This window comes from Streptomyces sp. NPDC006385 (assembly GCF_040612485.1).
Lineage (GTDB): Bacteria > Actinomycetota > Actinomycetes > Streptomycetales > Streptomycetaceae > Streptomyces.
Window position 1 is genome coordinate 1 of record NZ_JBEXQG010000122.1, and the last position, 14615, is coordinate 14615.

Below are 14615 nucleotides of genomic sequence, written 5' to 3' on the forward strand. Positions count from 1 at the left end.
GCCGGCCTGGCCATGGGCGGCACGCTCGCGCTGCGGCTCGCCGCGAAGCACGGGGAGGACGTGGCCGGGGTGGTGGCCGTCAACCCGGCGAAGGCACCGGCGCCGCCGGTGGACGCCACCGGTGTGCCGGCGGGAGCGTCGGCGCTCCGGGCGCTCCGGGCGCGCGGGGTCACCGGGCTCGCGGGGCCCGCCGGGGAGGAGGCCGTCGGTGAGGTGGTCGTAGGTGCCTGGTCCGTCGGCGACGGACCGTCGGTCGCGCGGCCGTCGTCCCGGTCCGCGGCGGCCGGGGCCGTACGCCCACCACCGCTCTCCTCGCCGCCCCCGCCTGCGCCCCCGCCGCCGTCCCCGTTCGCCGGGAACACCACGTCCGCGCACGAGTAGTACGTGTCCGGCGTGCTGCTGTTCTGCCAGACCGTGTACAGCACATGCCGGCCCGACCGGTCCGACGGGAGCCTCGCCGTGATCCGGTACGCCCCGTCCGCCAGTGCCGGGTCCCTGACCTCAGCGAACGGCCGCTCCGGCAGGTCGGACCAGGTCAGCGGCTTCGTCGGGTCGTAGCCGGGTCTGGTGAGGTACATCCGGAACGTGCCGGTGTGCGGGATCGTCGAGACGTACCGCATCGTCAGGGTGGAGCCCGGTGTCAGCCGGGTCGACGGCCAGTCGGCGCGGGGGAGGTCGAGGCCCCGGTAGGCGGGCAGTCCACCGCTGCACAGCCGCCCGTCGGGGACGACCTGCCGGTCGCGGCCGTTCACGTTCGCGATCCTGAGGTTGTCCCAGGCCGTGAAGGGGGCGCCGTTCGACGCGACCGCCGCCCGGCAGGCCGCCGACCGGGAAGCGCCGCCGCCCTCGGGCGAGCAGGCGTACACCCGGCTGACCGGATCCGTCGGCGCACCGTGCGCACGGGCCGGGCCCGCCGCCCACACCGTGAGCAGCAGCGGTGTGACGGCCGCGGCCGCCAGGGCGGTGCGACGAGATCTCATCCAGGGCATCCGGGACATCCGGAACGTCTCCTCGGCCGGCGGGGAAGGGGCCCTGTGCAGTACGGGAGACGGGCCCGGCGCGTTCACCACGCGACGAGCCGGGCGAAGTCCGTCATTACCGGTCAACTGCCCGACGCAGAGAGGGGCTTTCCGGCCGGATCGAGGGTTTCCCCTGTATCCCGATGACCTTCTCTTTGCCTATCGTTCGGGCACAGCCAACCCACAGGTAACCCCGAACGGGTCAGGTTCGCGCAGGCCGGCCGCCGCGCCCCCGCACTTCGCACGGCCCCCACCCGCCTCCCGGCGGTGCCCCCTCCGCTTCGAGGACGAAGCGACATCGACCGCCGCTCCGCGCTGCCCGGAGTACGGCCGGCTACGAAAGGCAAGCCCTTGCGTACCTCTGCATCCTCCAGACGGAAGCTGATATCCGTCGCCGCGGCCTCCGCCGCGCTCCTCACGGCCGCCACCACCGTCGCCGTGGCCCAGGAGTCCGCTCCCCAGGAAGCCGCCTTGGTCCCGGCGGCGCAGACCGAGGCCGCTCCCGGCACGCCCGCCGAGCGCCTGATCGTCGGCTACAAGTCCGGCGCCGCCGAGGCCAAGTCGAACAAGGCCGCGGAGGCCGACGCCATGGCCAAGGGCAAGGAGGCCGGCGAGGATCTCGACTTCCAGCGCCGCCTCGGCTCGGGTGCCGCCCTCGTCGCCCTGGGCGAGAACCGCACCAAGGCGGACGTCGCCGAGGTCGTCAAGGAGTACCAGGCCGACCCGCAGGTCGCCTACGTCGTACCGGACCGGCTGAACAAGCCGCTGGCCACGCCCAACGACACCGAGTACGGCAAGCAGTGGGACCTGTTCGAGACCACCGCGGGCATGCGGGTGCCGGGCGCCTGGGATGTCGCGACCGGCAGCGGGGTGACCGTCGCCGTCATCGACACCGGCTACGTCAGCCACTCCGACCTCGCCGCCAACATGGTCGCGGGCTACGACTTCATCTCCGACGCCACCGTCGGGAACGACGGCAACGGACGCGACAGCAACCCGGCCGACCCCGGCGACTGGACCGCCGCGAACGAGTGCCAGTCGGGCGACCCCGCCTCCCCGTCCTCCTGGCACGGCACCCACGTGGCGGGCACGATCGCCGCCGTCACCAACAACAGCAAGGGCGTCGCGGGCATCGCGTACGGTGCGAAGGTCTCCCCGGTGCGGGTGCTCGGCAAGTGCGGCGGCTACGACTCCGACATCGTCGACGCCATCACCTGGGCGTCCGGCGGCACGGTCTCCGGTGTCCCGGCGAACACCAACGTCGCCAAGGTCATCAACATGAGCCTGGGCGGTGGCGGCGCGTGCTCCGCCGCGACCCAGAACGCCATCAACGCCGCCGTGAGCCGCGGCACCACGGTCGTCGTCGCGGCGGGCAACAGCAACGCCAACGCCGCCAACTACTCGCCGGCCGGCTGCAACAACGTCATCAGCGTGGCCGCCTCCGACCGTCAGGGCAACCGCTCCTACTACTCCAACTACGGCACGGTCGTCGACATCGCCGCGCCGGGCGGCGAGACCAACTCCGTCACCGCCAACGGCATCCTGTCCACGCTGAACTCCGGCGCCCAGGGCCCGTCCTCCGAGAGCTACGAGTACTACCAGGGCACCAGCATGGCCGCCCCGCACGTCGCGGGCCTCGCCGCGCTGATGAAGTCGGCCAACGCGTCCCTGACCCCGGCGCAGATCGAGTCGGCGATCAAGTCCAACGCCCGTGCGCTGCCCGGCACCTGCTCCGGTGGCTGTGGCGCGGGCCTCGCGGACGCGACCAAGACGGTGCAGGCGGTGAGCGGCTCCGGCGGCTCCACGGGGGGCACCACCTTCACCAGCACGTCCGCCGTCTCCATCCCGGACAACGGCTCCGCGGTCGAGTCCCCGATCACCGTGAGCGGCCGCAGCGGCAACGCCCCCTCGGCCCTCCAGGTCGGCGTGGACATCACCCACACGTACCGCGGTGACCTGGTCATCGACCTGGTGGCACCGGACGGCACGAGCTTCCGTCTGAAGGCCGCGAACTCCTCGGACTCCGCGGACAACGTCACCACCACCTACACGGTGAACGCCTCCGCCGAAGCCGCCAACGGCACCTGGAAGCTGCGCGTCCAGGACACCGCGGCCCAGGACACGGGCAGGATCAACAGCTGGAAGCTGACCTTCTGAACAACTGAACGCGCGGCCTGAGCGGCGCGTACCAAAGACGGACGGGCCGGCCGGTGCGGATGGGGCATCGGCCGGCCCGTCACACGTCACGCCCAACCACCCACGGACGCCGCCCTGCGCCGTGTCCACCGACCATCACCTCTTCGCCGCGACCGCCGGCCACCGACCCTCGCCGCCAGCCGCCAGCCGCCAGCCGCCAGCCGCCAGCCGCCAGCCGCCAACCGCCAACCGCCAACGGCCGAGCCCACGGCCCACGCCAACCGCCCACCCCGACTACCGCCTGCCCGCGGAAACCGTCCCTCCGGTCGACGCCCGTGTACTCAGCGTGGTGACAGATCCACGGTGATCTGATCGGCGTCGAGGGCAGCCAGCACGCGGGCCCCTCGGTCGGGCGCCCGGTCGATGGTGGTCAGCAGGCCCGGTACCGCGATGCTCGGCAGGAAGTGCCCCCACAGCACCGAGGTCCGCTGCGCCAGATCCTCCCGGTCGGTCAGTGCCCGGGACATCAGCTGGACGCCGGCGAACGCCCCGATCAGCAGCTCCACCGTCTGCCGGATCTGCACGGTGGGCAGCAACTCGCCCTGCGCGCGGGCCTGTTCGAGTACCTCCGCCAGATGGTCCGCCCACTGCCGGAACGGCCCGGCGTGGTCGACACCGGGCGGCGCGCACTGGTCCACCGACAGTCGCACACTGCCCTTCAGCAGCGAGTTGCCGAGCAGCCGCTGCCCGAACGCGAAGGTGATGTCGACGAGTTCCTGCAGCTTGCAGGCCTGCGGCGGAACGGTGCCGAGCGACAACTGCTCGTCCAGCACGGCCTGGGCGAGGGATTCCTTGGAGGGGAAGTGGAAGTACAGCGCCCCTTTGGTCACTTCGGCCCGCTCCAGGACCATCGCGATGGTGGTCGCGGCGTACCCGTGTTCGTCGAAGACCGCACCCGCGGCCTCCAGGATCACCCTCCGCGTTCTGATGGCGCGCTCCTGCCTCGCCATAACCGCCCCTCCGCTGCGCCGAGTTGACCCGCGCGCCCGGCGTGCGCCGGAGCGGGTTCGGGCACGGCCGGGCGACCCGAGGCCGCATTGAAAACAAACCGGTCGCCTCGTACTCTAACGCTCGCGGCACGGGAACCTCGCCGTCTGTCAACGTACACACGGGGGGAACCCAAGGAGGGCCACATGCCTCAACCGCGGCAGCTCGCCACGACCCTGCTCGCCGAGACCCCGACGGGGGCGGAGGGCCTGACCGCCACCGTACCCCGCCAACTCGTCCACCGCGCCTCGGTGGCCGAAACGCTGCTCATAGGAGGCAGCCGCACCGACACGGACCGGTTCACCGTCTTCGCCCAATGGCCGCGCGCTCATCAGTTACACGTGTCGCCGGACCGGTCGGCGTACGAACCGTTGCTCGTCGCGGAGACGGTCCGCCAGGCCGGCGCGCTGCTCGCGCACACCGCCTACGACGTCCCGCTGGGCCACCAGTTCGTGCTCAGGGAACTGCGGATCACCACCCACCCCGAGCACCTCGCCGTCGGCGCCGCACCCGCCGAACCCGTCCTGCACATCACCGTCTCCGACATCGGCCTCCGCGCCGGCCGCCCGGCAGGATTCAGGTACGACACCGACATACGGCTCGACGGGGAGCGCGCCGCGACCGCGCACATAGCCGTCACCTGGACGAGCGCGGCCGTCTACCGCCGGCTGCGCGGCGGCCGTACCGCGGACACGGTGTCCGCCCTGCCCGTCCCGCCCGGCCTGTCGCCCGCCGAGGTCGATCGCGCCCTGCCCGCGGACGTCGTCCTCGCCCCGACCGGCCGTCCCGACCGCTGGCGGCTGCGAGTCGATACCGCACATGCTGCTTTCTTCGACCATCCGCTCGACCACGTCCCCGGCATGTTGCTCCTGGAAGCCGCCCGCCAGGCCATACGGGCCCGCACCCCGAACGACCGCCGGACGCCCGTCTCGTTCCACACCGTCTTCCACCGGTACGCCGAACTCGACCGGCCCACCTGGATCGAGGCCCTCGACAAGCCGGGCGCGCACGGCACCGACGTCCAAGTCCTGGGCATGCAGGGGCAATCGACAGTCTTCGAGTGCGCGGTCGGAACCGAGAAGAGGTGAGTTATCGTGTACAGGGAGTAAAAACAAACGGCGTGACCCGTTCTTTTCAGCCCCAGGAGTGTCCAGCGATGGTGAGGCAGTTACGCGCCGAGCAGACCCGTACCACGATCCTCACGGCCGCCGCCGAGCTGTTCGACCGCCAGGGCTATGAATCCACCAGCCTCAGCGACATAGTCGAGCACGCCCAAGTCACCAAGGGCGCCCTGTACTTCCACTTCGCGGCGAAGGAGGACCTCGCCCAAGCCATCATGGAGCTCCAGTCCAGGGCATCGCGGCAGGTGGCGAGCGAGATGGACGCCCGGGGCCACTCGTCGCTGGAAGCCCTGATCCGCACGACGTTCGGCATCACCCGCCTGTCCGTCGAGGGCCCCATACCCCGGGCCGGCCTGCGCCTGGCCACCGGGGGAGTGGTGATACGGCCGCCCCTGCGGCACCCCTTCACCGAGCTGATGGACATCACCACCCGTAAACTCCTGGGCGCCGCCAAGGAGTCCGACATCCACCCGGACGTCGACATCGAGGCCGCGGCCCACTCGCTGGTCTGCTTCTTCGTCGGCACCCGCGTCGTCGGCCGCTCCCTCGAACCCGTCGTACGCCAGCCCCGCAGGGTGGCCGAGATGTGGCACCTCATGGTCCGCGGCCTGGTCCCGGTACCCCGCCGGGCCCGCTATCTCGCGCTCGCGACACAGCTGGAGCGGGAGCTCAGAGCCGCGTGACGCCCGCGATAGCGTGAGCCGTATGCCCGACAGGTCCGACACCCCGCTCGCGCCCGTACTCCTCGGCGACGAACCCGGCTCGTTCCCGCACAGCGTCCTCGCCGAACGGCATCCCGCGATCATCCGGCAGGTACGGGAGTCCTTCCCCTACGGTCCCGAGCAGCACCGCGCGCTGGACGCGCTCCTCGCGAGCTGCGCCAAGGGCGTCATCGAACCGCTCCCCGCCGACGCGCACGACCGGGAGCGGTGGTCGGCCTGGGGCGCCGACGCCCACACCGGCCGGTCCTGGTCCGACGTACCGTGGCTGTGGTCGGAGAGCTACTTCTACCGCCAACTCCTCGAAGCTGTCGGCTACTTCACCACCGGCCCCTGGCAGGGCATCGACCCCTTCCGCCCCTCCAAACTGGCCGAACTCGACGCCCCGGAGACGGACGAGGAGCTGGCCGCCCTCGACGCCCTCGCCGACCGGCCCGCCGACGAGCAGGACCGGGCGCTGCTGCACGGCTCCCTGTGGGGCAACCGCGCGGACCTCGGCTTCCGTCTGTCGGCCACGCGGGACGAGGCATCCTCGGACACCCCGCCCCTCGTCGCCGACGACGGCGAGACCCTCTGGTGCCTGCTCCCGCCCTCCGGATCGGCCACCCTGTGCCTGATCGCCGACAACGCGGGCCGCGAACTCGTCCCCGACCTGCTCCTCATCGCCCGGCTGCTCGCCCAGGGGCGCGTCGAGCGGGCGATCCTCCACGTCAAGCCGTACCCCTACTACGTCTCCGACGCCACGCACGCCGACGTGCTCGACGCCCTGCGCCGGCTGACGGCGGCACCGGGCGCCGCCGCGACGTACGGGCACGCCCTCTGGTCGGCGATGACGGACGGCCGCCTCACCGTCCGCGCCCACCCCTTCTCCTGCGCCCCGCTGCCGTACGCGGCGATGCCCGGCGACCTGCGCGAGGAGATCGCCGCCGCCACTCTCACCATCGTCAAGGGCGACCTCAACTACCGCCGTCTCGTCGGCGACCGGCTCTGGCCGCCGACCACACCGTTCACTGAGGTCACCGCCCACTTCCCGGGCCCCGTCGCCGCCTTGCGCACCCTGAAGTCGGACGTGATCACCGGGCTGGACGCGGGCACTGAGGCGGCGCTGGTCGAGGCGGAGGGACAGAAATGGCGGACCGGCGGGACACATGCGCTGATCCAGGTGCGGACCTGACGGCCGCACCGGCGCGTGCGGCTGTCCTCAAGTGACCCGTACTCAAGTGACGTGCACGGGAAGGGAGCACGCGTAGCTGGAGCCGGGCGAAGTGCGGGCCCAGGCAGACGTGCGGACCGCCGCCGAAGGAGACATGCGGGTTCGGGGTCCGGCAACAGGTCCAGCCGGTCCGGTTCGGCGAAGACCCGCTCGTCGCGGTTGGCGGAGGCGTGGAAGACGACCACCTTGTCGCCCGCGCGGATGCGCCGCCCCGCCAGTTCCGTGTCCCGCGCGGCGGTGCGGCGGAAGGTGAGGACCAAGGTCGTCCTGGACCTGCCGGTGGAACTCCCCGGCACCCGGGTCCGGATCACGACCCGGGGCCTGGCGGAGTTCGTCGCGCTGAGGTCGGAGGTGGGGCGGGCCGTGCGCAGGAGGTAGGGGCGTCCGGCCTCGCCACCCGTGGATGCCGAGCGTCGCTCAGCCCAGCCGCACGTCCTGCCACACCAGCCGGTGATCGGACGTCGGCACCGTCCTGCCGTCCCCCACCAGCCGGTACAGCGGGTCGTCGGACGTCGGCCAGAAGACACCGTTCGCGCCCGGTATCAGGCCCTTGGACGGGAGCACGTAGTCGACGCGCAGGTTCCCGGGCGCGGTGTCGCCGAAGTCCGCGGTGTCGTACGCCGGGTCGCCGGTGTGCGAGGCGTTCGCGCCGCCCTGGAGCCTCGCGGCCTCCGCACCGCCCGCGCTGCACGGCGCAGTGGCCGGGAGGTTCACCGCCGGATGGTCGAGCAACTGCCGTATCGCGTGGGCATGGCTGTCGCCGTCGTACGGGTCGGCGTTCTGGTCACCCGCGATCACGAACCGCGCCCCGGGCCGCAGTCCGCCGCGGCGGCCCTTGTCGTCGTACAGGTAGGAGCTGCGCCGGCGGCCGCCGACGTAGTCGGCCCACAGCCGGATCTCGTCGTGGTTGCGGCGGCCGTTGCGGTCCTCGGTGCCGTCGAAAGTGGGCGGGGTCGGGTGGGAGACCAGGAAGTGCACGGTGGAGTGCCCGACGCGCACGGGCACGTCCCAGTGGCTCTTGGACGACAGCCGCAGGATCGCGCGGGCCTCGTCGCTGTAGTAGCCCGGCGGCATGACGTGGCCCGGCATGTCCTTCCACAGGAAGCGCTGGAAGGTGCGCACCGCACGCGTGTCGATCGGGTACTTCGACAGCACGGCCATGCCGTACTGCCCCGGGAACCAGCCGTAGCCGTACGCGTCCTGCCCGTACGCGTCGGAACCTGGCGTAGTGACGGCGCCGTTCTTCCCGTCGAGGTCCACGCCGGTGGCGACACCCGTGTTCACCGGGCCCGTGAAGTGGTACGGGAAGCGGATCGGCTCCGCACCGTTGTGGCCGACGGACAGGTAGTTGCGCAGGAACAGGCGGACCGCTCTGCCCTGCTCGTCGTAGTCGAACTCGTTGATCAGCAGGACGTCCGGGTCGACCCGCTGGATGGTCTCGGCGGCGTTGCGCGCCTGGGCGTTGTCCGGGGTGGACAGGTCGGTGATCAGCGCGCCCTGGGCGGAGCGGTTCAGGGAGGCGTTGAAGGTGGCGAACCGCACGGTCCGGCGGCCGTGCCGGTCGGCCGCCGACGCCGGGAACGCCGCGGTCGTGGCGAGTGCCGCCCCGGCGAGCGAGGCGAGCGCCGTGCGGCGCGAGAGGGATCCGGTGGGGTTCATCGCGGCTCCGGAGAGGAAGAGGGGACACGGGGGACATATGAAGCTCGAAGAAGTCTGCGCGCGTAGAGGTGAACGCCACAAGGCCCGGCGAGAACTCCCGGATTCATCCCTGATTCACGCGATGGTGTGATCATGTCCCGGGCGGTGGATGCCTGTTGAGGGCCGGGGGTAGGGCCCGGCCATGACGCAGCAGCCCTTCGAACTCCCGCACTTCTACATGCCGTACCCCGCGCGGCTGAACCCGCACGTCGACGAGGCCCGCGCCCACTCGACGCAGTGGGCACGCGACATGGGCATGCTGGAAGGGTCCGGGGTCTGGGAGCAGGCCGACCTGGACGCGCACGACTACGGCCTGCTCTGCGCCTACACCCACCCCGACTGTGACGGCCCCGCCCTCTCCCTCATCACCGACTGGTACGTGTGGGTCTTCTTCTTCGACGACCACTTCCTGGAGACCTTCAAACGCACCCAGGACCGCGTCGGCGGCAAGGACTACCTGGACCGGCTGCCCCTGTTCATGCCGATGGATTTGTCGACCCCGATGCCGGAGCCGCAGAACCCGGTCGAGGCGGGCCTCGCCGACCTGTGGACGCGCACGGTGCCCTCGATGTCGGTCGACTGGCGCCGCCGCTTCGCCGTCGCCACCGAACACCTCCTCAACGAGTCGCTGTGGGAGCTGTCCAACATCAACGAGGGCCGCGTCGCCAACCCCGTCGAGTACATCGAGATGCGCCGCAAGGTGGGCGGCGCCCCCTGGTCGTCGGGCCTCGTGGAGTACGCGACGGCCGAGGTCCCCGCGTCCGTCGCCGAGTCGCGGCCGCTCAGGGTCCTCATGGAGACGTTCTCGGACGCCGTGCACCTGCGCAACGACCTGTTCTCCTACCAGCGCGAGGTCGAGGACGAGGGGGAGCTGAGCAACGGCGTCCTGGTCCTGGAGACCTTCTTCGGCTGCACCACCCAGGAGGCCGCCGACACCGTCAACGACGTCCTCACCTCCCGGCTCCACCAGTTCGAGCACACCGCACTGACCGAGGTCCCCGCCCTGGCGCTGGACAAGGGGCTCACCCCGCAGCAGGTCGCCGCGGTCGCGGCGTACACCCAGGGGCTGCAGGACTGGCAGTCCGGCGGCCACGAGTGGCACATGCGCTCCAGCCGGTACATGAACCAGCGCGCCGAACCCACCGCGCCCTGGCGTGCCCCGACCGGTCCCGGCACCTCCGCCGCCGACGTCGGAGCGCTGCTCGCCGCGGCCGGCGCGGAACGCCTGCGTGCCTACACGCACGTGCCGTTCCAGAAGGTCGGCCCGTCCCGACTGCCCGACTTCTCCATGCCGTTCCAGGTGCAGCTCAGCCCGCACCTGCACGCCGCCCGGCACCGTCTGACCGAGTGGACGCACCGCATGGGCATCCTCCAGGAGGGCGTCTGGGACGAGGACAAGCTCGCCGCCTACGACCTTCCGCTGTGCGCGGCGGGCCTCGACCCGGACGCCACACCCGAGGAGCTGGACCTCAGCTCGGCATGGCTGGCCTGGGGCACCTACGGTGACGACTACTACCCGCTCGTCTTCGGACACCGCCGCGACCTGGCCGCCGCCCGGCTGACCACGCGGCGGCTGTCGGCATGCATGCCCCTGGACGGCGAGGTGGCCACCGTCCCGGTCAACGCCATGGAGCGCGGACTGATCGACCTGTGGGCGCGGACGACGGCGGACATGGCCCCCGACCACCGGCGCTTCCTCAAGGACGCGGTGAACACGATGACCGAGAGCTGGGTGTGGGAGCTGTCCAACCAGCTCCAGAACCGCATCCCCGACCCGGTCGACTACCTGGAGATGCGCCGCGCCACCTTCGGCGCCGACCTCACCCTGAGCCTGTGCCGGATGGGTCACGGCCCCGCCGTACCGCCGGAGGTGTACCGCAGCGGACCGGTCCGCTCCCTGGAGAACGCCGCCGTGGACTACGCCTGCCTCCTCAACGACGTCTTCTCGTACCAGAAGGAGATCGAGTACGAGGGCGAGATCCACAACGCCATCCTCGTCGTGCAGAACTTCTTCGGCATCGACTACCCGACCGCCCTGGACGTCGTCCATGACCTGATGACCCAGCGCATGCAGCAGTTCGAGCACGTGGCCGCGCACGAACTGCCCATCGTGTACGAGGACTTCGGGCTCTCGGACGAAGCCCGGGAGATCATGGGGAACTACGTCACCGACCTCCAGAACTGGCTGTCCGGCATCCTGAACTGGCACCGGGAGGTGGACCGCTACAAGGCCCCGTTCCTGGCCCGCCGCGCCCACGGCTTCCTACCGGAGCGCCCGCCGGCGATGCCGGCCTTCAGCTGACCTCCCGCCCTCGCGCGACGGCCGCCTCAGCCGGCTGCCGCCCTCGCGCGACGGTCTCCTCGGCGAGCTCTCGGACGCCCTTCGCGGCGTTCTCCGAGAGCTCGCCGAGTTTCGCGTGCGGGGGGTCGTCGCCAGGAGCAGTCAGTACGTCCTGCGGCTTCCCGCTCCTGGCCACCGGTCAGTCTCACTCGATCGTGGCTCGTTGCGCGCCGGTGCGCAGGGTAGTCACCAGCCGGAGGCGATCCGATGGAACAGACTGCGTTGCGACCCAAGCCCATGCCAGGTCAGCGGCCCGATGACGACACCAAGTCCGCCCCCGAGACACGGCGCCCGCACGCCGCGCCACTACGGCGCTGCCGACGGCTGACGGCCGTCCTGGCCGCCCTGCTCCTCGGCATGGTCCTGCTCCTGTCCGGGATCGGACTCGGCACGGTGGGGGCCACCGTGATCGGCATGAGCCGACTCGCCGAACCGGAGCGGCAGACCGGGCCCGGCGCCCCCGCGAGCCCGCCCACCTCGGCACAGCCCGGCTCCTCGGCCCCGCCGTCCCCGACCCCCGCACCAGCTCCCGCCGCGGTCGCGACCCTCGGCGTGGAGGCCGTGGACGACGTGAAACCCGGTGCCCGGCTCGTCGGCGTCCACGTTCCCGGCCCGGGATACACCGCCGGCCTGATCAGGGGCGACGTGATCCTCGCGTTCGACAAGACCCGCATCGACACGGCCGCCGACCTCGCACGAGCCGTCGCCGAGGCCCGCCCGGGCCGCCGGGTCACCCTGACGGTGCGCCACCGCAGCGGCGGCTTCCAGCAGCTGACGGCGGTTCCGGGCGTCGTCGTCTGACCCACGCCCGCCCCCTTGCCACGAGCAAGGGAAAATCACTGGTCACGCTCCCCGGGCACGGCCACCATGACCCCATGCCGACCACCCTTCTCGCCTTCCTGGGGGCATGCACCCTCGTCGCCGCCTCGCCCGGGCCCAGCACCGTGCTGATCATCAAGCAGTCGCTGCACAGCAGACGCTCCGGATTCCTGACCGTGCTGGGCAACGAGACCGGCGTCTTCATCTGGGGCGTCGTCGCCGCCTTCGGCCTGACCGCGCTGCTGACCGCGTCCGAGGTGGCCTACGACGTGATGCGGATCGTCGGCGCGGCCGTGCTCGTCGGCTTCGGCGTCCAGGCGCTGCGACAGGCACGCCGCGCCAAGAAGGCCGAGGAGGGCACGGCCGAGGGCAGGGACGAGAGCACATGGGAGGGCACCCACAAGAGCGGCTGGGCCTCCTACCGCGGCGGCCTGCTCCTCAACCTCGCCAACCCCAAGGCCGCCGTCTTCGCCATGTCCTTCCTCCCGCAGTTCGTGCCCGAGGGCGCCCCGCACCTGCCGGCCATGGTCGGCCTCGCCGCGCTCTGGGCGGTCTACGAGATCGGCTACTACGGCCTGTACGTGTGGTTCGTCGGCCGGCTGAAGACCATGCTGTCCCGCGCGGGCGTGCGCCGGCGTCTGGACCAGGTCTCCGGAGGCGTGCTGCTGCTCCTCGGCGTCCGCATGGCCCTGGAGAGCTGACACCATGCCCGGCCCACCGCCCGAAAGACCCGCCGACCGGCTCGCGCCGCCCTCCCCGTCCGGGCAGGATGCTGCCCGTAGTCCTTATCAGCGCCCAGGGAGGCCCGGATGACCGGCACCGCACCCGCGCCCTTCACCGCCGACGACTACCGGGCCCGCAGGGAACGGGCCGCACGGACGGCCGAGCACGCCGGACTGGCCGGACTCCTGGTGGCACCCGGCCCGGATCTCGTATGGCTCACCGGCTACGCGCCCACCGCGGAGACCGAACGCCTCACCATGCTGGTCCTCGTCCCCGGTCAGGACCCCGTCCTCGTCGTCCCCGCCCTGGAGGCCCCGGACGCCGCGAAGGCCCCCGGCGCCCTGGGCCTCGCCCTGCGCGACTGGACCGACGGCAAGGACCCCTACGCGGCCACCGCCGCCCTCCTCGACGAGCGGCTCCGGGGAAGTACGGGTGCGTTCCCGGAGCCGCTCGGCCGGTTCGGCATCAGCGACAACGCCTGGGCGATGCACCTGCTGGCCCTGCAAAGGGCGCTGCCCGGCGCCTCCTACGCCTCCCTCACCGACGCCCTGCCGATGCTGCGGGCCGTCAAGGACGCCGCGGAGCTGGAGCTGTTGGCGGCCGCGGGCGCGGCCGCGGACGCAACGTTCGAGGAGATCCGGAAGGTTCCCTTCGGCGGCCGCCGCGAGTCCGAGGTCGCCGCCGACCTCGCCGACCTGCTGCGCCGGTTCGGCCACTCCCAGGTCGACTTCACCATCGTCGCCTCCGGCCCCAACGGCGCCAACCCGCACCACGAGGTGGGCGACCGGGTGATCGAACGCGGCGACATGGTCGTCCTCGACTTCGGCGGCCTGAAGGACGGCTACGGCTCCGACACCTCCCGCACGGTCCACGTCGGGGAACCCACCGACGAGGAGCGCCGGGTCCACGACCTGGTGCGCGCGGCCCAGGAGGCGGGCTACCGGGCCGTACGGCCCGGCGTCGCCTGCCAGGAGGTCGACCGGGCCGCCCGCGCGGTCATCGCGGACGCCGGGTACGGCGAGTACTTCATCCACCGCACCGGGCACGGCATCGGCGTCACCACCCACGAGCCGCCGTACATGATCGAGGGCGAGGAGCAGCCCCTGGTGACCGGCATGTGCTTCTCCGTGGAGCCCGGCGTCTACCTGCCCGGCCGCTTCGGAGTGCGCATCGAGGACATCGTGACGGTCACCGAGGACGGCGGACGGCGGCTCAACGACACGACCCGCGAGATGGTCATAGTGGACTGACCCGGCGAACGATCCCGGAGCAAGGAGCCCCCGTAGACCCCCGAGCGACAACGGCGCGACCATGACCCAGGCACCGACACCCACCGCGGACACCGTCCGCCGACTGGTCCGTTCCCTGCTCAAGTACGACGTGGCCGACTCGGCCGGACCCGAGGTCCGCCCCGCCGCGCCGGGCGCCGACCCCGCCACCTGGCTGGTCGGCACCCGCCATGTGCTGCGCCTCGCCCCCGACCGTGAGGCAGCCGTCCGCCAGCGCCGCGAGCTGCGCCTGCGCGACCTCGTCCGCCCGCACGTCCCCGTCGCGGTGCCGACCAGCGTCGCGTACGGGGAGTGGTCGCCCGGGCTGACCTACACCCTGGACACCAAGGTGCCCGGCGGCTCGGGCGGGCAGCACGACGTGTCCGCCGTCGGCGAGGCCGACCTGGCGGGGCTGCTCACCGGGCTGCGCGAGGTCCCGGTACGGCAGGCCGAGGCACTCGGCGTGCCCCGCGCCGCCCCGCGCTCGCTGGAGGCGCTGCGCCGGGCCGCC

General features: G+C 72.0%; 14 protein-coding genes and 1 pseudogene. 10 read left to right on the top strand and 5 right to left on the bottom strand.

Translation table 11 applies throughout. The annotated features are described in order from the left end of the window. On the bottom strand, window positions 1-989 hold a 989-nt coding region (locus ABZ078_RS42715; protein ID WP_356583948.1), incomplete at its 3' end, for a lytic polysaccharide monooxygenase. 381 nt (window positions 990-1370) lie between these two features. On the opposite strand from ABZ078_RS42715, the gene ABZ078_RS42720 reads away from it, so the two are divergent. Then, entirely contained in the window at window positions 1371-3176 is a 1806-nt protein-coding gene (locus tag ABZ078_RS42720) for a S8 family serine peptidase (RefSeq protein WP_356583935.1), read from the top strand. A gap of 320 nt (window positions 3177-3496) precedes the next feature. Here ABZ078_RS42720 and ABZ078_RS42725 read toward each other — a convergent pair whose 3' ends face one another. Next, entirely contained in the window at window positions 3497-4165 is a 669-nt protein-coding gene (locus tag ABZ078_RS42725; protein ID WP_356583936.1) for a ScbR family autoregulator-binding transcription factor, read from the bottom strand. Window positions 4166-4348: 183 nt separating this feature from the next. Between ABZ078_RS42725 and ABZ078_RS42730 the strand changes: the two genes are divergently transcribed. From ABZ078_RS42730 to ABZ078_RS42740, 3 genes are all read left to right on the top strand, one after another. Continuing rightward, window positions 4349-5290 carry a ScbA/BarX family gamma-butyrolactone biosynthesis protein gene (locus ABZ078_RS42730; RefSeq protein WP_356583937.1) on the top strand — a complete coding sequence of 314 codons (942 nt, stop codon included), beginning with the start codon at window positions 4349-4351 and terminating at the stop codon, window positions 5288-5290. A 68-nt stretch (window positions 5291-5358) separates the two neighbouring features. After that, window positions 5359-6006, top strand: coding sequence for a ScbR family autoregulator-binding transcription factor (locus tag ABZ078_RS42735; protein ID WP_356583938.1), 648 nt, complete (start codon window positions 5359-5361; stop codon window positions 6004-6006). Between the two features lie 22 nt (window positions 6007-6028). Next, on the top strand, window positions 6029-7216 hold the full coding sequence (locus tag ABZ078_RS42740) for a damage-control phosphatase ARMT1 family protein (RefSeq protein WP_356583939.1): 1188 nt from the start codon (window positions 6029-6031) through the stop codon (window positions 7214-7216). 64 nt (window positions 7217-7280) lie between these two features. On the opposite strand, the pseudogene ABZ078_RS42745 reads toward ABZ078_RS42740, so the two are convergent. Beyond that, window positions 7281-7512: pseudogene (locus ABZ078_RS42745) on the bottom strand (cytochrome P450); the annotation flags it as partial. Here ABZ078_RS42745 and ABZ078_RS42750 point away from each other — a divergent pair. Further along, complete coding sequence (locus tag ABZ078_RS42750) at window positions 7505-7633, top strand: hypothetical protein (protein WP_356583940.1); 129 nt, start codon at window positions 7505-7507, stop codon at window positions 7631-7633. The pseudogene ABZ078_RS42745 and the gene ABZ078_RS42750 overlap by 8 nt on opposite strands. A 39-nt stretch (window positions 7634-7672) precedes the next feature. Here ABZ078_RS42750 and ABZ078_RS42755 read toward each other — a convergent pair whose 3' ends face one another. After that, window positions 7673-8914, bottom strand: coding sequence for an endonuclease/exonuclease/phosphatase family protein (locus tag ABZ078_RS42755; RefSeq protein WP_356583941.1), 1242 nt, complete (start codon window positions 8912-8914; stop codon window positions 7673-7675). Between the two features lie 181 nt (window positions 8915-9095). Between ABZ078_RS42755 and cyc2 the strand changes: the two genes are divergently transcribed. After that, window positions 9096-11255 carry a germacradienol/geosmin synthase Cyc2 gene (gene cyc2, locus ABZ078_RS42760; RefSeq protein WP_356583942.1) on the top strand — a complete coding sequence of 720 codons (2160 nt, stop codon included), beginning with the start codon at window positions 9096-9098 and terminating at the stop codon, window positions 11253-11255. On the opposite strand, the gene ABZ078_RS42765 is transcribed toward cyc2, so the two are convergent. Next, the gene (locus ABZ078_RS42765; protein ID WP_356583943.1) at window positions 11248-11430 is read right to left on the bottom strand and encodes a hypothetical protein; all 183 of its coding nucleotides are present in this window, start codon (window positions 11428-11430) and stop codon (window positions 11248-11250) included. The genes cyc2 and ABZ078_RS42765 overlap by 8 nt on opposite strands. Before the next feature lie 71 nt (window positions 11431-11501). Here ABZ078_RS42765 and ABZ078_RS42770 point away from each other — a divergent pair, with 71 nt between their 5' ends. The 4 genes from ABZ078_RS42770 to ABZ078_RS42785 form a co-directional block, all read left to right on the top strand. Beyond that, on the top strand, window positions 11502-12095 hold the full coding sequence (locus ABZ078_RS42770; protein ID WP_356583944.1) for a PDZ domain-containing protein: 594 nt from the start codon (window positions 11502-11504) through the stop codon (window positions 12093-12095). Window positions 12096-12169: 74 nt separating this feature from the next. Continuing rightward, window positions 12170-12814, top strand: coding sequence for a LysE family translocator (locus ABZ078_RS42775; protein ID WP_356583945.1), 645 nt, complete (start codon window positions 12170-12172; stop codon window positions 12812-12814). A gap of 108 nt (window positions 12815-12922) precedes the next feature. Continuing rightward, window positions 12923-14086: an aminopeptidase P family protein gene (locus ABZ078_RS42780; RefSeq protein WP_356583946.1), complete on the top strand. Its 1164-nt coding sequence runs from the start codon at window positions 12923-12925 to the stop codon at window positions 14084-14086. A gap of 61 nt (window positions 14087-14147) precedes the next feature. Then, window positions 14148-14615: phosphotransferase (locus tag ABZ078_RS42785; RefSeq protein WP_356583947.1), on the top strand; the 468-nt coding region annotated here is incomplete at its 3' end.

Excerpts from the sequence above, each read along its gene's own strand:
- ABZ078_RS42725 (WP_356583936.1), bottom strand. The coding sequence starts at position 4,165 with ATGGCGAGGCAGGAGCGCGCCATCAGAACGCGGAGGGTGATCCTGGAG.
- ABZ078_RS42730 (WP_356583937.1), top strand. The coding sequence starts at position 4,349 with ATGCCTCAACCGCGGCAGCTCGCCACGACCCTGCTCGCCGAGACCCCG.
- ABZ078_RS42735 (WP_356583938.1), top strand. The coding sequence starts at position 5,359 with ATGGTGAGGCAGTTACGCGCCGAGCAGACCCGTACCACGATCCTCACG.
- ABZ078_RS42740 (WP_356583939.1), top strand. The coding sequence starts at position 6,029 with ATGCCCGACAGGTCCGACACCCCGCTCGCGCCCGTACTCCTCGGCGAC.
- ABZ078_RS42755 (WP_356583941.1), bottom strand. The coding sequence starts at position 8,914 with ATGAACCCCACCGGATCCCTCTCGCGCCGCACGGCGCTCGCCTCGCTC.
- cyc2 (WP_356583942.1), top strand. The coding sequence starts at position 9,096 with ATGACGCAGCAGCCCTTCGAACTCCCGCACTTCTACATGCCGTACCCC.
- ABZ078_RS42770 (WP_356583944.1), top strand. The coding sequence starts at position 11,502 with ATGGAACAGACTGCGTTGCGACCCAAGCCCATGCCAGGTCAGCGGCCC.
- ABZ078_RS42775 (WP_356583945.1), top strand. The coding sequence starts at position 12,170 with ATGCCGACCACCCTTCTCGCCTTCCTGGGGGCATGCACCCTCGTCGCC.
- ABZ078_RS42780 (WP_356583946.1), top strand. The coding sequence starts at position 12,923 with ATGACCGGCACCGCACCCGCGCCCTTCACCGCCGACGACTACCGGGCC.